The organism is Oceanobacillus timonensis, assembly GCF_900166635.1.
Classification (GTDB): domain Bacteria; phylum Bacillota; class Bacilli; order Bacillales; family Amphibacillaceae; genus Oceanobacillus; species Oceanobacillus timonensis.
This window is the reverse complement of record NZ_LT800497.1, coordinates 1568368-1591564: the sequence shown is the minus strand read 5'-3', so window position 1 is coordinate 1591564 and position 23197 is coordinate 1568368. Positions and strand designations below refer to the sequence as shown.

The 23197-nt window shown below is 41.6% G+C and carries 24 protein-coding genes, 2 pseudogenes and 2 riboswitches; of the genes and pseudogenes, 5 read left to right on the top strand and 21 right to left on the bottom strand.

The window, feature by feature from the left end; translation table 11 throughout:
- Positions 1 to 64 precede the first annotated feature (64 nt).
- The 12 genes from purH to B7E05_RS07715 all read right to left on the bottom strand — a co-directional run bounded on the left by purH (position 65) and on the right by B7E05_RS07715 (position 12515).
- On the bottom strand, positions 65 to 1597 hold the full coding sequence (gene purH / locus B7E05_RS07770) for a bifunctional phosphoribosylaminoimidazolecarboxamide formyltransferase/IMP cyclohydrolase (RefSeq protein WP_080873672.1): 1533 nt from the start codon (positions 1595 to 1597) through the stop codon (positions 65 to 67).
- Positions 1594 to 2172, bottom strand: a complete 579-nt coding sequence (purN, locus tag B7E05_RS07765; RefSeq protein WP_080873671.1) for a phosphoribosylglycinamide formyltransferase — start codon at positions 2170 to 2172, stop codon at positions 1594 to 1596. The genes purH and purN overlap by 4 nt, the downstream gene beginning before the upstream one ends.
- On the bottom strand, positions 2169 to 3188 hold the full coding sequence (gene purM, locus B7E05_RS07760; RefSeq protein ID WP_080873670.1) for a phosphoribosylformylglycinamidine cyclo-ligase: 1020 nt from the start codon (positions 3186 to 3188) through the stop codon (positions 2169 to 2171). The genes purN and purM overlap by 4 nt, the downstream gene beginning before the upstream one ends.
- A gap of 58 nt (positions 3189 to 3246) precedes the next feature.
- Positions 3247 to 4653 carry an amidophosphoribosyltransferase gene (purF, locus tag B7E05_RS07755; protein WP_080873669.1) on the bottom strand — a complete coding sequence of 469 codons (1407 nt, stop codon included), beginning with the start codon at positions 4651 to 4653 and terminating at the stop codon, positions 3247 to 3249.
- Positions 4629 to 6857 carry a phosphoribosylformylglycinamidine synthase subunit PurL gene (purL, locus tag B7E05_RS07750; protein WP_080873668.1) on the bottom strand — a complete coding sequence of 743 codons (2229 nt, stop codon included), beginning with the start codon at positions 6855 to 6857 and terminating at the stop codon, positions 4629 to 4631. The genes purF and purL overlap by 25 nt, the downstream gene beginning before the upstream one ends.
- Positions 6841 to 7527, bottom strand: coding sequence for a phosphoribosylformylglycinamidine synthase subunit PurQ (gene purQ / locus B7E05_RS07745; RefSeq protein ID WP_080873667.1), 687 nt, complete (start codon positions 7525 to 7527; stop codon positions 6841 to 6843). Before purQ ends, purL begins: the two co-directional genes overlap by 17 nt.
- Positions 7524 to 7775, bottom strand: a complete 252-nt coding sequence (gene purS, locus B7E05_RS07740; RefSeq protein ID WP_080873666.1) for a phosphoribosylformylglycinamidine synthase subunit PurS — start codon at positions 7773 to 7775, stop codon at positions 7524 to 7526. The genes purQ and purS overlap by 4 nt, the downstream gene beginning before the upstream one ends.
- On the bottom strand, positions 7772 to 8485 hold the full coding sequence (gene purC, locus B7E05_RS07735; RefSeq protein ID WP_080873665.1) for a phosphoribosylaminoimidazolesuccinocarboxamide synthase: 714 nt from the start codon (positions 8483 to 8485) through the stop codon (positions 7772 to 7774). The genes purS and purC overlap by 4 nt, the downstream gene beginning before the upstream one ends.
- 13 nt (positions 8486 to 8498) lie before the next feature.
- Positions 8499 to 9794 carry an adenylosuccinate lyase gene (gene purB, locus B7E05_RS07730; protein WP_080873664.1) on the bottom strand — a complete coding sequence of 432 codons (1296 nt, stop codon included), beginning with the start codon at positions 9792 to 9794 and terminating at the stop codon, positions 8499 to 8501.
- Positions 9791 to 10924 carry a 5-(carboxyamino)imidazole ribonucleotide synthase gene (gene purK / locus B7E05_RS07725; protein WP_080873663.1) on the bottom strand — a complete coding sequence of 378 codons (1134 nt, stop codon included), beginning with the start codon at positions 10922 to 10924 and terminating at the stop codon, positions 9791 to 9793. Before purK ends, purB begins: the two co-directional genes overlap by 4 nt.
- The gene (gene purE, locus B7E05_RS07720) at positions 10911 to 11402 is read right to left on the bottom strand and encodes a 5-(carboxyamino)imidazole ribonucleotide mutase (RefSeq protein WP_080873662.1); all 492 of its coding nucleotides are present in this window, start codon (positions 11400 to 11402) and stop codon (positions 10911 to 10913) included. The genes purK and purE overlap by 14 nt, the downstream gene beginning before the upstream one ends.
- 331 nt (positions 11403 to 11733) lie before the next feature.
- Positions 11734 to 11835, bottom strand: a riboswitch (purine riboswitch).
- 65 nt (positions 11836 to 11900) lie between these two features.
- Entirely contained in the window at positions 11901 to 12515 is a 615-nt protein-coding gene (locus tag B7E05_RS07715) for a DUF2179 domain-containing protein (RefSeq protein ID WP_080873661.1), read from the bottom strand.
- Between the two features lie 328 nt (positions 12516 to 12843).
- Between B7E05_RS07715 and B7E05_RS07710 the strand changes: the two genes are divergently transcribed.
- From B7E05_RS07710 to B7E05_RS21910, 3 genes and pseudogenes are all read left to right on the top strand, one after another.
- Positions 12844 to 13161: an ArsR/SmtB family transcription factor gene (locus B7E05_RS07710; RefSeq protein WP_080876247.1), complete on the top strand. Its 318-nt coding sequence runs from the start codon at positions 12844 to 12846 to the stop codon at positions 13159 to 13161.
- Positions 13162 to 13323: 162 nt separating this feature from the next.
- The gene (locus B7E05_RS07705) at positions 13324 to 13638 is read left to right on the top strand and encodes an ArsR/SmtB family transcription factor (RefSeq protein ID WP_080873660.1); all 315 of its coding nucleotides are present in this window, start codon (positions 13324 to 13326) and stop codon (positions 13636 to 13638) included.
- 185 nt (positions 13639 to 13823) lie between these two features.
- Positions 13824 to 13979: pseudogene (locus B7E05_RS21910) on the top strand (DMT family transporter); the annotation flags it as partial.
- A gap of 127 nt (positions 13980 to 14106) precedes the next feature.
- Here the strand turns inward: B7E05_RS21910 and B7E05_RS07700 are convergent.
- Both B7E05_RS07700 and B7E05_RS07695 read right to left on the bottom strand, forming a co-directional pair.
- Entirely contained in the window at positions 14107 to 14355 is a 249-nt protein-coding gene (locus tag B7E05_RS07700; protein WP_080873659.1) for a hypothetical protein, read from the bottom strand.
- Between the two features lie 76 nt (positions 14356 to 14431).
- A complete protein-coding gene (locus tag B7E05_RS07695; RefSeq protein WP_080873658.1) occupies positions 14432 to 14989 on the bottom strand; it encodes an MOSC domain-containing protein in 558 nt (185 codons plus the stop codon).
- 96 nt (positions 14990 to 15085) lie between these two features.
- On the opposite strand from B7E05_RS07695, the gene msrA reads away from it, so the two are divergent.
- The gene (gene msrA / locus B7E05_RS07690; protein WP_080873657.1) at positions 15086 to 15616 is read left to right on the top strand and encodes a peptide-methionine (S)-S-oxide reductase MsrA; all 531 of its coding nucleotides are present in this window, start codon (positions 15086 to 15088) and stop codon (positions 15614 to 15616) included.
- A gap of 63 nt (positions 15617 to 15679) precedes the next feature.
- Here the strand turns inward: msrA and B7E05_RS07685 are convergent, their stop codons facing one another.
- From B7E05_RS07685 to B7E05_RS07675, 3 genes are all read right to left on the bottom strand, one after another.
- Positions 15680 to 16399: a gamma-glutamyl-gamma-aminobutyrate hydrolase family protein gene (locus B7E05_RS07685; RefSeq protein ID WP_080873656.1), complete on the bottom strand. Its 720-nt coding sequence runs from the start codon at positions 16397 to 16399 to the stop codon at positions 15680 to 15682.
- Between the two features lie 199 nt (positions 16400 to 16598).
- The gene (locus tag B7E05_RS07680) at positions 16599 to 17903 is read right to left on the bottom strand and encodes an NCS2 family permease (RefSeq protein ID WP_080873655.1); all 1305 of its coding nucleotides are present in this window, start codon (positions 17901 to 17903) and stop codon (positions 16599 to 16601) included.
- 191 nt (positions 17904 to 18094) lie between these two features.
- A riboswitch (purine riboswitch) is annotated at positions 18095 to 18195 on the bottom strand.
- A gap of 176 nt (positions 18196 to 18371) precedes the next feature.
- Positions 18372 to 18935: an LOG family protein gene (locus B7E05_RS07675; RefSeq protein ID WP_080873654.1), complete on the bottom strand. Its 564-nt coding sequence runs from the start codon at positions 18933 to 18935 to the stop codon at positions 18372 to 18374.
- A gap of 148 nt (positions 18936 to 19083) precedes the next feature.
- Here B7E05_RS07675 and B7E05_RS07670 point away from each other — a divergent pair, with 148 nt between their 5' ends.
- Positions 19084 to 19740, top strand: a complete 657-nt coding sequence (locus B7E05_RS07670; RefSeq protein WP_080873653.1) for an alpha/beta fold hydrolase — start codon at positions 19084 to 19086, stop codon at positions 19738 to 19740.
- 69 nt (positions 19741 to 19809) lie between these two features.
- Here B7E05_RS07670 and B7E05_RS07665 read toward each other — a convergent pair whose 3' ends face one another.
- The 4 genes and pseudogenes from B7E05_RS07665 to B7E05_RS07650 all read right to left on the bottom strand — a co-directional run.
- A complete protein-coding gene (locus B7E05_RS07665; protein ID WP_080873652.1) occupies positions 19810 to 21699 on the bottom strand; it encodes an ABC transporter permease in 1890 nt (629 codons plus the stop codon).
- A complete protein-coding gene (locus B7E05_RS07660; protein WP_080873651.1) occupies positions 21674 to 22438 on the bottom strand; it encodes an ABC transporter ATP-binding protein in 765 nt (254 codons plus the stop codon). The genes B7E05_RS07665 and B7E05_RS07660 overlap by 26 nt, the downstream gene beginning before the upstream one ends.
- A gap of 236 nt (positions 22439 to 22674) precedes the next feature.
- Complete coding sequence (locus B7E05_RS07655) at positions 22675 to 22929, bottom strand: hypothetical protein (RefSeq protein ID WP_245832918.1); 255 nt, start codon at positions 22927 to 22929, stop codon at positions 22675 to 22677.
- Positions 22904 to 23197, bottom strand: a pseudogene (locus B7E05_RS07650) (IS91 family transposase); the annotation flags it as partial. The gene B7E05_RS07655 and the pseudogene B7E05_RS07650, both read right to left, overlap by 26 nt.

Here is a 23197-nt window from a genome sequence, read left to right as displayed (position 1 = left end):
ATGTACTTTAATCAGAAAGCTCCTGCATGAACAAATAAAGAAATACAGGAGCTTCTGCGTATAATTAATGTTTAAAATGACGTACAGAAGTATTGACCATGGCAATCCCGTATTGATTACATACATCGATGGAATCTTGGTCGCGTTTGGATCCGCCTGGCTGAATAATCGCTGTGACACCGGCTTTAGCGGCTGCTTCTACGGTATCCGGCATCGGGAAGAAGGCATCTGATGCAAGGACAGCTCCTTTTGCCTTGTCTCCTGCCTGCTTGATAGCAATTTCTGCAGCCCCAATCCGATTCATCTGACCGGCACCTACACCAATGGTCTGCGCTTCCTTTGCAAGCACGATTGCATTTGATTTCACGTGTTTCACAGCTTTCCAAGCGAATAGTAAATCAGCTATTTCTGCTTCAGTCGGCTGTTTTTCCGTTACCACTTCTAAGTCCTCTGCTGTTACTTCTTTGACATCTAAATCTTGGATAAGAACTCCGCCATCAACGGTGGTCATCCGCTTTTGATCGGCCTGCTGATTCGAAACATCCAATTCTAAGAGACGGATATTTTTCTTCTCTGTTAATAAAGCAAGTGCATCCCCCTCAAAAGAAGGTGCAACGACAATTTCTAAGAATATTGAAGAAAGCTGCTCTGCTGTCTGTCTATCAACCGGACGATTGCAGGCTACAATTCCTCCAAAAATAGAAATAGGATCCGCTTCATACGTACGTTCAAACGCTTCAGCCAATGTTGCTCCAATACCGATGCCGCATGGATTCATATGCTTGACCGCTACTGCAGCAGGTTCACTATAGTCCCGCAAAATTTCTAATGCTGCATTAGTATCTTGAATATTATTATAAGAAAGCTCCTTGCCATGCAGCTGGTTGGCAGTTGCCAAGGTTGCTTCATGTTGAATAGGTGCTTTGTAAAAAGCGGCCTGCTGATGCGGATTCTCTCCATAACGTAAATCCTGCACCTTTTCATAAGTCACGGTATATGTTTCTGGAAATACTTCTTCTGTCTTTGTTTGGAAATAGGCTGCAATCATCACGTCATAATGTGCTGTATGACGGAATACTTTCGCTGCTAATTGCTGACGAAAAGCATAGTTATCCGCTTCCGTTTCCAGAGCTGCCAGAACAGATGGATAGTCAGCCGGGTCGGCAACAACGAAGACATCTGCAAAGTTTTTCGCTGCAGAGCGAAGCATAGATGGTCCGCCAATATCAATATTCTCTATAATTTCCTCATGGCTTACCCCTGCTTTTTGAACCGTTTCTTTAAACGGGTAAAGGTTAACAGCTACAAGATCAATTGGAGCAATCTGATGCTCCTCCATTTGCGCACGGTGATCTTCATTGGTTCGTTTTCCTAAAAGTCCGCCATGAATCATTGGATGCAATGTTTTTACTCTTCCATCAAGCATTTCCGGAAAGTTTGTTACTTCCTCTACCGGAATCGCCTGGACGCCAGACTCTTTCAATAAACGGATGGTTCCGCCGGTTGATAAGATTTCAAACCCTTTTGCTTCGAGCCCTTTTGCGAATTCTGCGACCCCTGTTTTATCGGATACACTAATAAGCGCACGTTTTTTCATGATAATTCCTCCGTTATATTCTGCTTAAGTTGATTGATTACATTTGGATATAAGCGATGCTCCACCGCTTGGATTCTCGTTTTCAGCTGCTCTTCCGTTTCTCCAGGCAGCCTTTGTATTTCTTCCTGTGCAATGATTGGACCGGTGTCCATGCCTTCATCTACATAATGAATCGTTACTCCTGTCTTGGAAACACGGGACCTATAGGCTTGGCCAATCGCGTCTTTTCCGGGGAAGTCCGGTAAAAGGGAGGGGTGTATATTCACAATCCTGCCTTCATATTGTGAAAGTAAGGTCTCCCCGATGAGCCGCATATAACCTGCTAGGAAAATCCATTCGACTTCTAAAGCTTGCAGTTTTTCCACAATCACTTTTTCATATTCCTGTTTGGAAGCATACTTTTTTGGCTCTGCTACAAGTGTCTCGACTCCATAACTTTCAGCTTTTTTGATAACCGCTGCTCCCGGCTTATCACAGACAAGCAGCACGATCGAACTCGCAATTTTTTCATCCTGCATCATGGCATCAAAATTACTTCCTGTGCCGGATGCAAACACACTGACCCGCTGTTTCATGAAGAAATCTGCACCCCTTCACCTGCAATGACCTCTCCAATAACGGCTGCTTCGACCTTGTTCTCCTGCAAGATATCACAGACTGTCTGCGCTTCTTCATTGGGTACAGCGACGACCATGCCGATGCCCATATTGAAAACACGGTACATCTCACGCGCATTAATTTCTCCTCGTTTTTGCAAGAATGGAAAAATCTCAGGAACATTCCAAGTCCCTTCTTGTACTACTGCTCCAAGACCTTCTGGCAGCATACGAGGGATATTTTCATCAAACCCGCCGCCGGTAATGTGTGCGATTCCTTTCATATGTACCTTTTCTTTTATGGCTTGAACTGCTTTTGCATAAATTTTTGTTGGTTCCATTACTGCTTCCTTCAAAGGTTTTGATAATCCATCAGGCGTTTCTTCAAAATCCAGACCTTCCATCAGCTTGCGGACAAGCGAATAGCCATTGGAATGAATGCCGCTTGATGCGAAGCCAATCAGCGTATCTCCCTCTGCAATGGTTTTACCTGTAATGATCTCTGCTTTCTCAACGATACCTACCACAAAACCAGCTAAATCATATTCATTTGCGTCATACATTCCCGGCATCTCTGCTGTCTCGCCGCCAATCAATGCAGCACCAGCCTCCTGGCACCCTGCAGCAACACCAGAGACAATCGCTTCGATCCGCGCCGGGTCATTTTCTCCGCATGCAATATAATCTAAAAAGAAAAGCGGATCGCCTCCTTGAGCAACAATATCATTCACGCACATCGCTACTAAATCCATTCCTACTGTATCATGCTTGTCCAATTCGATCGCAAGCTTTAATTTGGTGCCAACGCCGTCTGTCCCAGAAAGCAGGACAGGCTCTTGATAGGAAAAGGAGGATAAATCAAATGCTCCTGCAAAGGAACCTAACGAGCCCAGCACCTCTTTACGATGTGTTTTTTGAATATGTTTTTTCATTCGCTCTACTGCTTCGTAGCCTTTTTCAACGTCTACACCAGCTTGTTTATAAACATCTGACATCTTTTCGCCCTCCAACATGGATTTGATTCTAGTGTGTGTTCAAATAGAACATCCTCTACTAGCAGTTTGATATGTCCATTTCCTTCTCATTAGCCGGAGGAACTGGATACAAACCTGTCATACAAGCCATACAGACACCTTGATGGATCGTTTTATCTTTGACGATAGCATTTTCCAAGCCTTCTCCAGACAGATAAGCGATACTATCCGCCCCAATGATTTCCCCAATTTCGTCAATACTGTTGTTTGCTCCAATCAGTTCTTCCTTCGTAGACATATCGATTCCGTAATAGCAAGGGTTTGTAATCGCCGGAGATGCAATCCGTACATGTACTTCCTTCGCACCAGCATCCTTTAACATTTTTACAATTCGTCTGCTTGTTGTTCCGCGAACAATGGAATCATCGATCATAATGACACGTTTTCCCTCTACGATTCCGCGGACTGGAGACAGCTTCATCTTTACACCAAGCTCTCTCAGCTCCTGGGAGGGCTGGATAAACGTTCTTCCAACATAACGATTTTTGATAATCCCCATTTCATAAGGCAGCTTGCTTTCCTCCGCATAGCCAATGGCGGCTGAAATACTGGAATCCGGCACTCCTATGACTAAATCTGCATCAACCGGGGCTTCCTTAGCCAGTTCTTTTCCCATCCGCTTTCGTGATGCATGCACATTCACATAGTTTAAATCACTATCCGGTCTGGAAAGATAGACATATTCCATCGCACACATTTGTCTTTTACCGCGCGGGGCAAACCGGAAGGAAGTAAGACCCTCTTGATTAATTTTAATCAACTCACCCGGCAGTACCTCTCGCTCAAAGGTTGCACCGATTTGATCGAAAGCGCACGTTTCCGATGCAACTACATACGCTTCCCCTATTCTTCCAATAGAAAGTGGTCTGATTCCAGCCGGATCCAGCGCAGCATATAAGGTATCATCCTCTAAAATAAGATAGGCATAAGCACCTTTGACCCGGTTGAGCGCTTCGGAAATAGTTGCTTCCGTGACCTCTCCGCTTCGTTTCATTAAATGGGCCAGCACTTCTGTATCAGAGGTCGTTTGAAAAATGCTTCCCTCTTTTTCAAGCTCTTCACGTAATGCGGTAGCATTCATTAAATTTCCATTATGCGCTAAAGCCATGCCGCTCGTAAGCGACTGAAAAAGAAGGGGCTGTACATTTTCCAGCCCTTTTCCTCCCTGTGTCGCATACCTTACATGCCCTAAAGCAATTTTCCCGCTTAAATCATCAAATTTCACTTGTTTAAAAACGTCATTAACCAATCCAAGCTGTTTATAGCCGATTAATTCCTTATCTTTACTGACAACGATCCCGGCACCTTCCTGCCCGCGGTGCTGCATCGAATGCAGACCGTAATAGGTTAATTCTGCTGCTTTCTCATGTCCCCAAATTCCGAATACGCCGCATTCCTCGTTTATGCCTTTGATTTCAGCAAGCATGGAATAGCTCCTTTCCAAAGTGCTTTTAACGCTGCTGCATCTTCCTGTACCATCTTCTCGTTATTCGCCATGATAGTTAGCTGATTATCTGCTGTTACTTCACCAAGTTTAACTGCATCCGCAAATACATCTTCCAAAGCGGCCTGGTGCTCCGGATTTACGGTAACAAGAAAACGTGATTGGGTTTCACTGAATAACGCAACCGTTGCATCTCCTGCCAGTGTTACTTCTGCACCCAGCGCTTCACTGGAGAATAACGATTCCGCTAAAGCAACTCCTAATCCGCCCTCTGCAAGGTCATGCGCAGATTGGATTTTACCCTGTCTGATTAAAGAGAGCAGTTTTTCTTGACGTTCCGCTTCGATGGTTAAATCCAAATGCGGTGCTTTTCCTTCATATTTTCCATCCTGGATAAATTGCAATTCACTGCCGCCAAATTCATTTTTCGTTTCGCCAATAAGATAAATACTGTCGCCGGCTTTTTGGAAAAAGCTTGGCGTAATATGTGCCGTAGATTCATGCAGTCCAACCATGCCGACAACCGGTGTCGGATAAATCGATTTCCCTTTAGACTGATTATATAAGGAAACATTTCCGCTGATAACCGGCGTTTGCAATGCTTTACAAGCCGCGCTCATCCCTTCCACGCTTTTTTCCATTTGCCAGAAAATTTCCGGGTTTGTCGGATTACCGAAATTCAATCCATCTGTAAGACCTAATGGCTTTGCTCCGGAGCAGACAATATTGCGGGCAGCTTCTGCAACAGCAATCTTTCCGCCTTCTTCCGGGTCTAAATAAATGTAGCGGGAATTACAGTCGGTTGTAATTGCCAATGCTTTATCCGTTCCTTTGATACGAACGACTGCTGCGTCAGAACCAGGTGTCACAACGGTATTGGTCTGCACCATGGAATCATATTGGTCATAGACCCACTCTTTACTGGCAATCGTCGGACGCTGCAGTAATTGTTTCAACATTTCTCCATGATTATCTACCGCTGGTGTTTGAACATCGATTTTCTGAAAAGCTTGATAATAAGCAGCTTCCTTCGATGGCATATGATACACCGGTGCATCATCCGCCAAAGAATCCACCGGAATATCTGCCACGATTTCATCATGATGCTTGATACGGAAGACTTTTTCCTCGATAACCTTTCCGACTGGAACAGATTTCAAACCGTACTTTTCAAAAATTTCAATGATTTCCTGTTCACGGCCAGCTTTCACGCAAAGCAGCATTCTTTCCTGGGACTCAGACAGCATCATTTCATAAGCAGTCATATTTTGCTCACGCTGCGGCACAAGATCTAAGTTCATTTCCAGCCCGGTACCTGCTTTACTCGCCATTTCGCTGGCAGAAGAGGTTAAGCCGGCAGCTCCCATATCCTGCATGCCGACAAGTGCATCGGAATGAATCACTTCCATACATGCTTCAATCAACAATTTTTCCATAAACGGATCTCCAACTTGGACAGCAGGACGATCTTTATCCGAATCTTCTGCTAAATCATCCGAGGCAAAGGTCGCACCATGAATACCGTCTCTTCCTGTTGGCGGTCCTGCATACAAAATCGTATTGCCGATTCCCGCAGCAATTCCCTTTTGTACGTCATCATGATTGATCAGTCCCACACACATGGCATTGACAAGTGGATTATCTTCATAGCTATCATCAAATTGCACCTCGCCGCCAACAGTTGGAACACCAACACAGTTTCCATAACCGGCAATCCCGGCAACAACTTCGGAAAATAGATACTTGGTACGATTTGTTGTTAACGGTCCAAAACGTAAAGAGTTCATTAACGCGATCGGACGTGCTCCCATGGAGAATACATCTCGAATAATCCCACCGACGCCTGTTGCTGCTCCTTGATACGGTTCAACAGCAGACGGATGATTATGACTTTCCACCTTGAAAACAACTGCCTGCTCGTCGCCAATATCAATGACTCCTGCACCTTCTCCAGGCCCCTGTAGGACATTTGGGCCCTCTGTCGGGAACTTTTTTAAGAGTGGCTTTGATGTTTTATAGCTGCAATGCTCAGACCACATAACAGAAAAGATACCTGTCTCCGTAAAATTTGGTCGACGGCCTAGGATCGTTTTGATTTTCTCAAACTCCTCATCATTTAAACCCATATCCTGATACATTCGATCTTGTTCTATTTTTTCTGGATCGATATTATGCGTTAACTGCATTGCTGCTCCTCCAATTCGCGATCATAGATTGAAATAGTCTTAACCCGTCTTCACTTCCTAATAAAGCTTCCACTGCCCGTTCCGGATGCGGCATCATGCCCAGCACATTACCGGCTTTGTTGCGAATACCGGCAATATCCTCTACGGAGCCATTCGGATTGTTTTTATAAGTGAATACGATTTGATGGTTGTCTTTTAATTCCTGTAACGTTTCCTCATCACAGAAATAGTTTCCTTCCCCGTGAGCGATTGGAAAACGGACAACCTCGTTCTTATCATACAACGTTGTAAAAACCGTCTCATTATCCTTGACGACCAATTCTTCCTGATGACACATAAACGAAAGATTTTTATTACGCATTAACGCTCCCGGCAGGAGGCCCGCCTCCGTCAATACCTGAAATCCATTGCAAATCCCCAGTACAGGCTTGCCTTTTTCCGCATGCTCCCGAATCTTGTTCATGATGTCTGACGTAGACGCCATCGAACCAGACCGTAAATAATCGCCATAAGAAAAACCGCCCGGGATAAGAATCCCGTCTACATCATCTAACAAATGCGTATCCGTGTACCAGACAAGACTGGCTTCCGCACCGACAACCTCCCCGGCTGCATGATACATATCCCTGTCACAATTGGAACCTGGAAAAACAATCACCGCTACCTTCACAATGACCGTACCTCCTCCAGCTCAATCCGATAATCCTCAATGACCGGATTCGCCAATAATTGCTCACACATCTGTGTTACTCTTTTCTCTAATTCAGGCCCGTCTTCTACTTGAAGTTCAATATATTTTCCGACACGGACATCTTCCACCTCCGGATAATCCAAAGAATGAAGCGATGTTTGGATTGCCTTTCCCTGTGGATCCAACACACCTTGTTTTAATGTAATGTATACCTGTACTTTTCTCATAGCTGCGCCTCCAAACGATTTAATATTTCTTCATATACGGTAATTAAATCTCCTGTACCTTGACGAAAAACATCTTTATCTAATTTCTCATTCGTTTCGATATCCCATAGTCTGCACGTATCGGGAGACACCTCATCAGAGAGCAGAATATTACCTTCCTTGTTTCGGCCGAATTCCAATTTAAAATCGACCAGACGGACGCCGATAGCAGCAAAAATTTCTGTTAATGTTTGATTGACTTTTCTTGCTTTCGTTTTAATATCTGCGAGTTCTTCTGCCGTCACATCCGTCAGAAAAAGCGCATGTTCATCGTTTATTAACGGATCTCCTAAACGGTCATCCTTATAAAAGAGTTCTGCCAATGCAGGTTCAAACGGCGTATTTTCCGCGATACCGAGACGCTTGGTAATACTACCTGTCGCAATATTCCGAATTACCACTTCTAGCGGAATAATATCTGTTTTCTGAACTATTTGGGTAGTGGAATCCAGCCGCTTGATAAAATGCGACGGAATTCCTTTGTTTTCTAATGCTTGGAACAGGAGGGAAGAGATCTCATTGTTGAGTCTCCCCTTCCCGGTAAACTGAGCTTTCTTCTCTCCATTAAAAGCTGTCGCATCATTCTTATACGAGAGAATCAAGTGATTTTCATCCGTGTCTGATTGATAAACCTTCTTTGCTTTTCCTTCATACAAAAGCTCGAGTTCCATATGGGAATTCCTCCTAGGCAAGTCCAATTTTTGTAAAAATTTGATCCACATTCTTCAAATGGTAGGTATAATCAAAGCAGTCATCGATTTCTTCCTGCGTTAATTTACTTGTAATCCGCTCATCCTGCTCTACCAATTCCTTAAAGGAAGTTGCTGTTTCCCAGGCTTCCATTGCTTTTGGCTGCACAATATCATAAGCTTCCTCACGCGCCAATCCTTTATCAATCAACGTTAACAATACACGTTGCGAAAAAATAACCCCATGGGTACGGTCAATATTACGTTTCATATTTTCAGGGAATACCGTTAAGTTCTCTACAATATTGCCGAAGCGGTGCAGCATATAGTCGAGTGCAATCGTCGCATCCGGTAAAATGACACGCTCTGCGGAGGAATGCGAGATATCACGTTCATGCCATAAAGCCACATTTTCATAAGCCGTTACCATATAACCGCGGATAACGCGTGCCATCCCTGTCATATTTTCGGAGCCAATCGGGTTACGTTTATGCGGCATCGCAGAAGATCCTTTTTGCCCTTTTGCAAAGCGTTCTTCTACTTCTCTTGTTTCGGTTTTTTGCAGGCCGCGGATCTCCGTTGCAAACTTTTCAATCGATGTAGCAATCAATGCTAATGTAGATAAATAAGCTGCATGACGGTCACGCTGTAAGGTTTGTGTGGATACCGGTGCTGGTGATGTGCCCAGCTTTTCGCAGACATATTGTTCTACAAATGGATCGATATTGGCATAGGTTCCAACCGCTCCAGACATCTTTCCAAACTCTACATTGTTCGCTGCAAGCTCAAAACGCTCGACATTACGCTTCATTTCCTCATACCATAAGGCCATTTTCAAACCAAAGGTCGTCGGCTCTGCATGCACGCCATGGGTACGCCCCATCATGACAGTATGTTTATGTTCTTTCGCTTTCTCTTCTAAAATCCCGACAAAGCGGTTCAACCCGCTTCTTAAAATGTCATTTGCCTGTTTCAATATATAAGAAAGAGCTGTATCCACCACATCGGTAGAAGTCAAGCCATAATGGACCCATTTTCTTTCCTCGCCTAATGTTTCCGATACAGCACGGGTGAATGCCACCACATCATGGCGTGTTTCCTGCTCGATTTCGTAGATACGGTTGATATCAAAGGAAGCATTCTTACGCAGTTTGTTAACATCCTCTTCCGGAATAAATCCAAGCTCGCTCCATGCTTCACATGCCAAAATTTCCACTTCCAGCCATGCTTTGAATTTATTTTCCTCCGTCCAGATATTGCCCATTTCTTCTCTTGTATAACGTTCGATCATTGGTTTGCTGCCTCCTCAAAAATATGCAATTGTTTCCGTAAAGCTTCTGCTGTTTCTGCTGTAAATGTAATATGTCCCATTTTACGTTTTTCTTTCGGTTCTTCTTTTCCATACAGATGAAGGAAACCAAAATCATGATTCGCAGTAAATTCGATTGCTTTTGGCAGCGATTCGCCTAAGACATTGATCATCGCGGTCGGCTGATGCAAGCTGACTGGGATAAGCGGCAATCCGCAAATTGCCCGGATATGCTGCGTAAATTGCGATACATTACACCCTTCGATCGTATAATGTCCGGAATTATGCGGTCTCGGCGCCATTTCATTCATATAAATCGTACCCTCGCCGACAAACATCTCAATCGCAAAAGTCCCGACAATCTCCATGCGTTCCGCAATTTTCGCCGTCATCGCATACGCTTTTTCTTCAAGCGCCGCCTCTATATCTGCCGGCACCGTTGTTTTGTACAGAATATGGTCACGGTGTTCATTCTCAGCGATGGGGAAGAAGGTGATATCTCCTTGCTGCGACCTTGTAAAGACAACCGAAATTTCCTTATCAAATGGAACCCATCGCTCTATTATACAATAGCCATGCTCTTGGAAAAACGCTAAAGCTTCCTTTTTATCTTCTTCTGTAGTCAGTTTCAGCTGTCCTTTTCCATCATACCCTCCCCGGCAGGTTTTAATGACTGCCGGAAGCGGAATAATGGACAGCGCTTCTTTACAGGCTTCCTCTGCTTTCACGATGCGAAATGCTGGCACGGAGAGCTCTAGCTCATCCATCAGCAGCTTCTCTTTTTCACGGTTCTGGGTAACCTCTAATGCCAACGCCCCCTGTGGAAGCTTTCCTGCGTTCTGGATAAGCTCTGCAGCATCCAAGTCAACATTTTCAAATTCATATGTAATCACATCGGTTTTTTCAATCAATTCTTTTACAGCTGTGATTTCTGCATAGCCTGCAACAATCTGCTCATCGGCAACCTGCGCAGTCGGGCAGTTCGGTGTCGGGTCTAAAACAACAATGCGGTACCCCATGTATCTAGCAGCAATGGCCATCATTCTGCCAAGCTGACCGCCACCAATAATTCCAATCGTCTGAGGAGGCAAGATTTGTTTAATAGGTTGCAAGCTGATCCCTCATTTCCTGAACAGCGTCTTTCATTGCTGTACGGTATGCTTCTAATGCCTTTTCTGCCTCTTTATCAAACGTACTGATAATCTGCGTTGCTAAAATAGCAGCATTCTTTGCTCCCGCTTTGCCAATCGCAACGGTTGCAGTCGGGACGCCGCCGGGCATTTGAACAATCGATAAGAGTGAATCGACTCCTTGAAGTGCTTTGCTTTCAACAGGAACGCCAATAACTGGGAGCGTTGTCTGTGAAGCGACCATTCCAGGCAGATGTGCTGCCCCGCCTGCACCGGCAATAATAACTTTCAGTCCTTTTTCCCGCGCGCCTTGAGCGTAGGTAAACATATCATCTGGCGTACGGTGGGCGGAAATAACTTCTTTTTCATAGCTGATATGTAACGCTTCGAGTTCTTTGCAGGTATGCTGCATGGTTTCCCAATCAGAGATACTTCCCATAATGACACCAACTTGAGCCATCGAATCCCTCTTTCTGAATTTTTATTGTTTTTTACGGATTTTAAAAGGTAGTTTTAATATAATGTTCGGTTTTTGATTGAATAAATGCAATATTAAGTTACAGCTGACAACATTGCACAATTATTCGCTATACTAGAAACCGTCGACAGCTATTCCTTTACATCTCAATACCCTTATTACATCAAAAAATAAAATATAAACCATTAAAAAAGTCCATTCACCTTCCATAAGGGAAGATGAATAGACTTGGTAAAAGCTGTTCAAAGCGTAGTTAATCGGACTTTTGAACATCCTTATTATAAGCATCATTCAACATCCGCTGCTCTTCAAACAACGGCTCATCCTCCCTCATAGTCCGGTCATTTACGGTGCCGGGTAGAAACTTCCTGAGCCTTATTCTCAAGTATATATGAGGCATTTTTCAATTGTTGGCTTTAGCATACCAAATTAAATAGAAAAACGCAAGATAATGTCGAACATTTTTAGTTTCACATGAAATTAATGTTCGGTTTTTGATGCTTGTTCTTTGGATTCAGTCTCATTTTGTATCTGTTCTTTGGTTTTATTCTCTTTTCGCATTAATTTTCCTTTACGAACTTGTTTCACCCAGAATCCGCCATGAATTCGTTTTGGCTCATAAGAGATAATAAATGCTTTCGGATCAATTTCATGGATGGTTTCATATAATCTCAATTCATACTTTCTTGGTGTTAAAATTTGAACGGAAAGTCTGTCACCATCCATTCCATAGGAAGACCAGCTTGTTACGCCATATCCTTTTTCACGAAGACGTTGTGTAAAATTTAAATCCGGATTAGCGGAGACAACATTCACGGTAATGTAGCCAAGGGCAAGCTTTTCTTCAATTTTGGAACCAATGATCAAACCTGTTGCGAAACCTACTGCATAAGCAATCACATTTTGAAATTGGTTGAGGTTATCTAATACGAGCATCAGCCCGACAACATACATCACCATTTCAAATATACTTACAAATGCAGCAATATAGGTTCGGCCCTTTAGTGTTAAAATCATACGAACCGTCATAATGGATACGTATAATACATTCACTATAAATATAATGGCCACCATAACGAGCGCATTTTCCAACATATTGATTCCCCCTTTACCTCCTTAAAAATAGCTTCAAACAGAAAAAAGCACCTGAATAAAGACATCAGATTTTATACTCCCCTTTATTTCCCATTAATAAACACTTCCATCTATATGTGAAATAAGGATACTTTAATTTACCATATTTGAAGCAGCATACGCTACAAAACTTTTGGATAAACCTCTACGTAATATTATGATTTTTCACAAGTACGCAGACCATGTTCCGGCTTTATTTAACAATTAATTTTATGATATATAGGTGCATATCACACCAAATGATAAATACTCAATTGACATTTTGGTAATTGCCAAATACTATTTACCTATGGAAAATCTAGTAGAAATTTTTAAAGTGTTAGGTAACGAAAAAAGATTAGAGATACTTCAATGGTTAAAAGATCCTGCCAGCCATTTCGAAAAACCTGTTGCAGATATTTCAAAAAATCTCAAAGAGAAAGGAGGCGTCTGTGTTGGCGACATTCAAGAAAAAGCACAAATGTCACCATCCACTGTATCCCATTATCTCAAGATGATGCAACAGGTCGGACTGCTAAATTCCGAACGTCATGGACAATGGACTTACTATCGGCGCAATGAGGAACGTATAGAGGAGTTAACTTCTAAAATTAAAAAAGATCTTTAAGAGAGATCTTTTTTATTTGTTACTTTGAAAAATACAGCATATATTGGTTATTTAACTACCTAATATTTGCTGTACATATTGTAGAGATTAGGCAAGGTTGTATACATCCATTCCATTTTTCAAAATTGACATATCGTGAAAAAACGATATATAATTGTATCTATGGAAATGATTGATGTATTTAAGGCGTTATCAAATCAAACTCGACTGAACATTTTAAAGTGGTTGAAGGAACCGGAGAAGCATTTCCCTAAACAAGGTGCTCATCTGCCAAAGGGAGTAAGTATCAAGGGAGGCGTGTGCGTAGGCGATATTCAGGAAAAAGCAAGTGTTTCTCAATCTACGGTTTCCCAATACCTCGCTATGATGCAAAATGCAGGTCTCTTGGAATCTGTCCGTTATGGTCAATGGACTTATTATCGGCGCAACGAAGATATGTTGGCACGATTAGCTGAATATATTAAAACAGAAATCTAAGTCAGTTGTAGATTTCTGTTTTTTTGTGTTATTATATCGTTTATTCTCGATATTCGAAAGTAAGGATTTAACAGGTTATTATTTCATACGTTACTAAACATATATTTTAGCAGTGATCATCAGTTCAGCGCTAAGCTTGAAAGTGTAATTTACGGCTAACTTGGAGAGTCTATAGGAGAGCTAGAGTGATTATCGACCGTTTTGGCTGGTTCGATAGTTTAATCATCCCTTTCGATTGGAAGAGGTTTGTCGCACTGCTATTTATGATGATTGCTGTTTATTTCATATACAAAGGAAACAAACGCTCTAACGCGGAAAAAGTCGATCCACAAAGGACTTAATAAAATGAACTTTATTCAGTAGGGGGTTATTTTCATCCCTACTGAATAAAGTTTCTTTATATATTTTGATTAAAGACAGCTTAACACATTTATTTAATAAAGTTTCCCTTTGTTCTCCTTCTTTTCATTATCTATCTATTCTCTTTCGCAATAATTGCATCACACCAAAAGTAACAAGCACAGATGTTACAGCTATGATAAGTGGAGAAATAACATTTCCTCTTACAAGCGTTGTCTCCGAAGATAAAGTTCCAGTCTGCTGCCACGCCACGCTGATATCCGGTGTATAGAACAATGTCAATAGTATTCCTGCAGCAAATTGAAAGACTAAAAAGGAAGCACAGAAAATTCCTGCAACAACAAGATATTTTTTCATCAACATTTCCTCCTTTTAAACATCCTACGTTTTAACAACACTTAACGTTTCAACCTGACATTAGAAAATTATATTCTTAAAAACCTCTTAATCTCTTACGCAATGTCTTCCTCCAAATAATTCCTAAATCTGTACAATGAAACAGTTTGTCTGCACTCCATAAATTTTCACGATCTAAATACATAACTTCATTACAAGCTGCAATCGACCATTGGGGATTAGGACGTTCTATCAGCTGTAAATCTTTCTTCGGCTGGATTTTACCTGCTTCCAGCACGCGAAAATACCATCCTGTTTTTAAGCCGTTTTCCATTTCCTTCTGCGATACGATGCCAGGCTGAGATACTTGAATCGTTGCTTCCCCTAACTGATAAATATCGCCAATAAAAACAGTATGCTCCTCCATTTCCAGTACGGAGAAGTTTTCCTTTTTTTCACCAGCACGTTCTGTAAACAACTTCTTTACGCCCGGTTCATTATAATGCTTCACTGGAAAAGCAAAAATACTTTTATCAAAGATAGCTTTCTTTTTTTCCGGATTCTCTTCGGCAAATCCTAATCTGGATAAATACATAATATTTATTATCTCATTCTGTTTACTAGTAAGAATCCTATGTACAAATGGTTCTTCCATGATGTCACCTTATTTCTAAAAATACTTAAATTATGTTATATTAATTTCATTCTACAAATTATCATGACTTTTGAAAAGCCTCAAGGAGGAGTTAATATGGCAATACAAAAAGCAACATTTGCCGGCGGCTGCTTCTGGTGTATGGTGAAGCCGTTTGACCAATGGGATGGCGTACATCAGGTAGTATCCGGATATACTGGAGGATATACAGAAAATCCTGTTTATGAACAAGTCAAGCAAGGTGATACGGGACATTATGAAGCTGTCGAAATTACGTACGATGACTCCATTATCGATTACCAAACCATTCTCGATTTATACTGGCCGCAAATTGATCCGACCGATCCGGACGGACAATTCCAGGATAGAGGCGAGCAATATCGAACAGCTATCTTTTATCATAATGACGAACAGAAAGAACTGGCTGAAAAATCAAAACAGCTGCTTGCGGAGAGCGGACGTTTTGCGCAACCGATTGTGACAGAAATCAAAGCAGCGACAACTTTTTATCCTGCAGAAGATTACCATCAGGATTTTTATATAAAAAGCAAAACGGAATATGAAGAAGACCGTGCTAAATCAGGGAGAGATGAATTTATCGCGGAAAATTGGCAGGAATCATTATAGATCATAATAACATGAGGAAAGAGACCAGCTAACGAATAGGTTAGCTGGTCTCTTTTGGAAACATCACATTTCCTTTTCCTTACATGCTTCTATAAACCCTTGATAAATAGCTGGAGAGGGATCATCCGCAAGATTAACCAGCCCCTCCGGATGCCATTGCACCCCTAAAACAAAACGGTGGACTTTACTTTCAAAAGCCTCCATTACACCATCAGCTGCCATTGCAGAAATAATAAAATTTTCCCCGAGTGAGCGGTTTGCTTGATGGTGGTAGCTGTTAACCTTGATTTCCCTTGCTTGCACCAATTTTTCCAATAAAGAAGATGGTGCTATTCGGACAGCATGTGAACGATGATGAAAAGCTGCTTTTTGAGTATGTTGTATAAGCCCGTTCGGATATTGTGAACCTAGATCCTGATACATGGTTCCTCCTGTAACTACATTTAAAATTTGACATCCTCGACAAACACCAAGTATCGGCTTATCTTTCTCTAAAAAATGTGGAATAATCTCCTGCTCCAGCCGATCTCTTTCTGGTATGATTATCCCCAGATTCTGATTCGGTTCTTCTTGAAACAAGGAAGGATCAATATCATACCCCCCCGGAAGGTAAAGACCGTCCAATTTATCAAGCAAAGTAGCCATTTCTTGGTAATCACTATAATACGGCAGAATAACCGGAATACCTCCAGCTTGCTCGATTGCTTTAACATTTCGCAGGTTCATTTTATATTCCATTCCGTCTATTTCCATCGATGCAGTTAGACCAATAACTGATTTCATTTCGTTGCCTCCCTCTGATTGCCGGTTGCATAATGATTATAATGACAGCCTTTTATTTTTGATATATTCTATACAGGTACGCAACAGCTTGTGATTTTTTGCAATCTATATATGCACCAGAAATTATACAAGTCTTCATATAATAAAAGGAGAGCAGCATCAGATGACGTGCTCTCCAGTTTATTTATGTTTTTATTCGTTATGTCAAAAAGATAAAATACAATGCAAAGATAACAAACAGAACATACATAATCGGATGAATTTCTTTTGCTCTACCTTTCATCAGCATGGTAATCGGGTAGAAAATAAAGCCAATCGCAATCCCGGATGCGATGCTGGCAGTTACCGGCATCATTAATACAGTAAAGAAAGCTGGTACAGCAATCTCAAATTTATCCCAAGGAATATCCTTCAGGCTGCTTGCCATTAAGACGCCGACAATAATCAATGCTGGTGCTGTTACTTCATTCGTTACGACACTCAGTAAAGGAGAGAAAAATAAAGCTAAAAGGAACAAAATACCTGTTACAACAGCTGTAAATCCAGAACGTCCTCCTACACTAACGCCGGATGTTGACTCCACAAAGGAGGTTGTTGTCGATGTACCAACTGCAGCTCCGACCACGCTGGCAGAAGCATCTGCAAACAGTGCTTTTCCGGCTCTTGGCAGCTTATTATCCTTCATTAATCCGGCTTTTGTCGCCACAGCAACAAGCGTCCCTGCTGTATCAAAGAAATTAACAAATAAGAATGTCAAAATAACAATCAGCATTTCCATTGTAAAAATTTGATCAAAGTGGATAAACGCCTGCCCAAATGTCGGCGCCAAGCTTGGCGCACTGCTGACAATACCGCTGATGCCGGATGGTACAGGAATCAACCCAAAAACCATACCGGCAATGGAGCTGATAATCATACCATAAAAAATCCCTGCTTTGACACCGACAGTCATCAAAATAACAGAGACAACCACACCGAAGATAGCTAATAATACTGTTGGCGAGGATAGATCACCAAGGGCAATAATCGTTGATGGATCAGCTTGCACAATTTCTGCATTTTTTAAACCGATAAATGCAATAAATAAACCAATACCAGCTCCAACAGCTTGCTTAAGACTAGGCGGAATCGCATTGATAATTAACTCACGAATTCCCGTTAATGTTAAAATAATAAATATGATTCCAGAAGCTAAAACCCCTGCTAGCGCCGTTTCCCATGGAATACCAAAGCCCATCACAACCGTATATGTAAAGAAGGCATTCAGCCCCATGCCAGGTGCAAGCGCTACGGGATATTTCGCAAGGACCCCCATAATAATAGAACCAAAAGCAGCCGCAATCGCCGTCGCAGCAAACACCGCTTCCTGATCCATTCCCGATTCCCCTAAAATGCTCGGGTTAACAAATAAAATATAAGCCATCGCTAAAAAGGTCGTTAAACCAGCGACAGATTCAGTTCGAAAATTCGTACCCAACTTGTCAAATTCAAAAAAATTACGCATGTACTTTTTCCTCCATTTTTTACTGGAATTTTTTATTCTCTAAAATAGAAAAGTTCCTCAAATATGTATCCAGCTCTATTATGCTCTGTTAAATAGTGCTTATTCGACAAAAAAACTCTTAATCACATTAAGAGTTTCTGTAGGAACAGCAGAGGATAATCTTTTGCTTTTCATCATATAATCAAATGAAATCAAGATAATTTCCGCTGCGTAGTCAGACCGTTTACGGTGGTCTGGTAGAAACTCTGGGCCGTATCCCCGAAATTATACGCATTTCTATTAACTTTACATTCTTATATTACTAAGACAGCTATTTTTTGTCAATAAAACACGAACAAAAAACAGCATTTATATGCTTAACATTCGTTGATAGAGATTCATATTACCAAAGCAGGTATTTTTCCGCATAAAAACCCGCAGAAATAATCCTCCTCACCGGATTTCTGCAGGCTTTCTTATCGAAAGATGTTACGTATATTGACGCAATTCAGGTGGAGTATAACTGGTAATAAACGCTTCAATCTCCTCCAGAGAATCGGAAAATAATATGCGTTCTCTATCCTGTTTCGATAAAAATCCGTTTTCCACCATGTCATCATAAAACCTTGCCAGGCTGTCATAATATCCATTTTGGTTAAAGAGAATACATGGATTATTATTTTGGCCAACCCTTGCCCAGGATATCACTTCTGCGATTTCTTCTAATGTTCCCGGGCCGCCTGGAAGCGCTATGTAACAATCCCCTAATGCGATCATTTTATTTTTCCGTACCGTCATGGAGTCCACTACTTCTAAGGAGGTTAAGTCCGGATGGCTCAGCTCCCTTTCCACTAAGAAGTCAGGAATAACCCCGATAGCTTCCCCATGATTTGCTAATACTTCATCTGCTACAACACCCATTAATCCAACTTTCCCGCCGCCGTAAACTAATGTATGCTTCTTTTCGGCAATCCATTGTCCAACTCGCTTTGCAGCCTCTTGATAAACTTGATCGTTGCCCAGACTTGCGCCACAATAAACAGCGATATACATGCTCATCCCCCATTTCTATCTATCTTCTATGTTTACTAGAGATAACTTATTTTACAATACAGCATGATAATGATTCAATACATGTATATGCTTTTTAAAATAATAAATAGAGATGAGGTAATCATCAGTTAGGATGGTGAAAGAGCAAATGACTTATACATTTGTGCACGGGCTCGACCAAACTGCATCCAGTTGGCAGCCGATTATAGATGATTTAGAAATCGATTCACAACAAGTCGCTTCACCAGAATTATTTTCTTTACTTGGGGAAGACAAACCGAATTATTCCAATGTATATCAGCATTTTTTCAATTATTGTGAAAACCTGGATGGAGCCGTTCATCTATGCGGCCTTTCATTAGGCGCGATTCTCTCTTTAAACTATGCACTCGACCGCCCAGAAAAAGTAGATTCGCTGATATTAATGGATGCGCAGTATAAAATGCCAACGTTTCTTCTCACGATACAAAATGGCATTTTCCGAATACTGCCCAATTCTGTATTTCAAAAAATGGGGCTCCCTAAAAAAGACACGATTCAACTCACCTCATCGATGAAAAAAATCGATTTCAGTAAGCAATTAGCAGAGATATCCTGCCCAACACTTATTTTATGCGGAGAAAAAGATAAACCGAATCGAAAAGCAGCGGAGCAATTAAGCAGCGAGATTCGGGATGCAGACTTGGAAATGGTTAAAGAGGCTGGACATGAAGCAAATGCAGATAATCCGGAAAGGCTGGCAGAAATAGTAGGTGATTTCTGGAATAAGCCCGTATTATCTCGGTCTCCACATGCACATGTGTAAAAAAAGGCTGTGTATAGCAGAAATGAATCATTTCCGCCATACGCAGCCTTTCCTTATTGCATATACAATCTATTTTAATGCCTGTTTCACCTGCCGGATATAATAAAAACGCACAATAAAGAAATAGATGATTTGAATGGCTAAGAACAGACCGAGTACCATGGCTGATTCTCTCACCAAATTGTAGAAAAACATATTAGACAGCGCTGTTAACGCGACTGCTCCATGTATCAGCGCAACCGCAATCGGCGTAAAGAAAAGCAATGCGGTTTGTCTGTTTAATACTTTCTTCAATTCTTTCTCGGTCAATCCCATTTTCGTGATTGCCTGGAATTTTTTCTTATCTTCATCTAAATCAGAGTAGAGCCGGAAATACAGAAAGCTTCCTGCTGATACGAAAAAGACGATGCCGATAAATAGGCCGACAAACAAAACGGGGCCAAATGATTTATTAATATTATATTCTTGATAAGCGACATTTTGAATCATTCCGTTAGATACCGCATTAGCCAGTTTTTCTGACGTTGCAACTGGGACATCTTCTCCATCTCTGTCCTGCCAGGCATAGTAACTTTCTTCCATCGAAGCATCAGGCAAATTGTCAAAGTCACTATCGGACACCACGTAATAATTGCTTCCCGCAGGCAGAGCATTCGATTCGATCAATTGCCCCGGTTCGATCACAGACCCGTCATGTAATTCCAGGGCTGCATTTTCCAGCACTTCCGCTTCCGTATTCCCTGCATGCATATCTTCTAAGAAAACTTGTCCAGTCTCCATGAAAGCCGGTGCACCATCTTCCACGTCAAGTGTTTCTTTATCCGTTAAAGCTGCAAGCCGATTATAATCGGACTGTTTTGCAATCATTACCAGTGATTCATCCTGTTCTTCAAAGTACTGCACTTGCATGGCTTCCCTATCCATATGCATGTCCGCTTCTGTGAATGCTTCCTCCATCATGGAAACATTCGCTTCATCCTGCTCCCCGTCACCGGTGTATGTTATCGTATAGGGATTCAATTGCTCCGTACCCGCTGTAGTATACGACTGAAATCCGTACAGCGAACCAATCGCACTGAAAGCAACCGTAGAAATAATCGCCACCAGGAAAAAGGATCTGGCGTTATCTTTCATCCGGAAAGACAAATCGGATAGTAGTATCATATTCGTTTTATGCCAGAAAACATTCTGATTTTTCTTCAGACGCCGGATGATAAATACACTTAACTGTGTAAATAAGAGGTATGTGCCAAGAATCACAACGATAACAACCGGAACCAGCGCTCCCACTACTGCCAGTCCTTCAACAGAAAGCGCAACGGCATATCCCGATCCAAGCAAAAGAACTGCCAGGATGGTTAAAAGCAGATTCGCTTTTGGCTCCCCTTTGGACTTTTGATCGCCTTTGATTAAATCAATCAATTTCCGGCTCCGCAAAATATAAGACACGAAGATAGAAATCAGAAAAAATAATACGATAAAGCATCCCAGCGTCAGCAAAATAGGCTGCGTTGGAAAATAAAACGGCAATTCATTATCAATAACGAGCACATTTTCCGCTATCAGTAAAATCCCTTTGGCAAATACGAGTCCTAATCCGATACCGCCAATCGTAGCTAACAAGCCAATAAACATATTTTCCAAAAATACCATCGAACGAATCTGCTTCATGCTCATTCCCTGCATCATCAATAAGCCGAATTCTTTTTTCCGTGATTGCAAGAAAGAACTCATGGAATAAAGCACAAAGAAAAAGGAAAACACATAGATAATCCCGGCAGCTACATTCATTCCTACACTGACATTGGAATTCATATTGTCTCCGGTTAACTGCGGATGCGACGCAAAAATAGAAAAGGTAAAGAATACCATCACTGTAAACAAACTGGTCAGAAAATACGCAGCATAAAGCCGTTTATTCCGGATGACATTATTAAACGCGAACTGACGAAAAGTCATTGGAATCCCCTCCCATTAATGAGAGTGTGTCAATAATCTTTTGGAAAAAAGCCTGCCGATTATCGCCGCGATGAATTTCCGAATAAAACTTCCCGTCCCGGATAAATACGACACGATTGCAATAGCTTGCCGCCTGCGGATCATGCGTAACCAAAAGCATGGTTGTTTTTTCCTTTTCATTAATCGACTCCAGCAATTCCATCACATCTTTAGAGGACTTGGAATCCAAATTTCCAGTCGGTTCATCCGCTAAAAGCAATTTAGGTGTATGAATCATCGCACGGGCAACCGCAGCTCTTTGCGCCTGACCACCGGAGATTTCATACGTTCTTTTGTCCATAATATCTGTTATCCCTAACTTTTCCGCAATTTCTTTTGCTTTTTCTTTCATGTCACTTACCTTTTTGCCATCCAACGTTAACGGCAGGACCATATTTTCTTCCACGGTCAGGGTGTGCAGTAAATTAAAATCCTGAAAAACAAACCCTAATTCCCGTCTGCGAAATTGTGCCAGCTTTTCCTTTTTCAAACGATGCGGGTCCTCCCCATTAATTAAGATTTCCCCGGTCGTCGGTTCATCTATCGTAGCAATCATATTTAATAGTGTTGTTTTTCCGCTTCCAGACGGCCCCATAATGCCCACAAATTCATTATCCTCTACGGTTAAATCAATGTCTGACAGTGCACGATAGGAAAGTTTTCCTTCGTACACTTTACTGACCTGTCTTACTTTCAACATAAGAATACTTCCTTTCTTGTCATCATTTATTTAAGCCTAGTATAGCGCGGGTCTCCAGGAAGAAACGATCGATATTTCTTTCAATTAGCTTACATTGTTGTAAGGTAACTCATCACATAATAAATAAATAGAACAAGGGAAGTAATATTTCAGAAAACTTACAGGTTAGGAACTGATGACAATTTAAAATCAGGAACAAAATCGCTAACGCGACTAAATCACGTCCCAAGTAGATGCTAATCACTTGGGACGTTTTTCGCTTCAATCATAGTGCCATTACAATGCGGACAATGAAGTTCTACTTCATCTCTATTATTTTTATCCACACTAAATTCACCAATGATATACTCCGGGACTTCATCGGTTCCATGGCAATCTAAACATTGAAATAATATGATCTTCATTTCTTCTTTTAAGCCAAAAGGATCCTCTTCGTCCAGCCAGTCTGGAAAAAATTCATCTGATTTATCCGGCTCTTTTGGGTTTGTCAATTCCGTATCTCCTCCTTCTTTCTTTCTCTACATCCTCCATGTAATGATAAATCCACCCATAGTCAGCATGCCATATTCCAATGAGCTCCATCTGTTTACGGCAACACGGACATTCCAAAGGGTCCTGTTCAAATGATTCTATCATACGTTGACGGTATGTTTTTTTCTTACGTTTTGCTTCCAAAAGAAACGAAATCTGCTTCGTTCTCATGAACGCATATAAACTCAATATTTGTTGCGCTTTACGATGAGCCCTTCTACTATACAG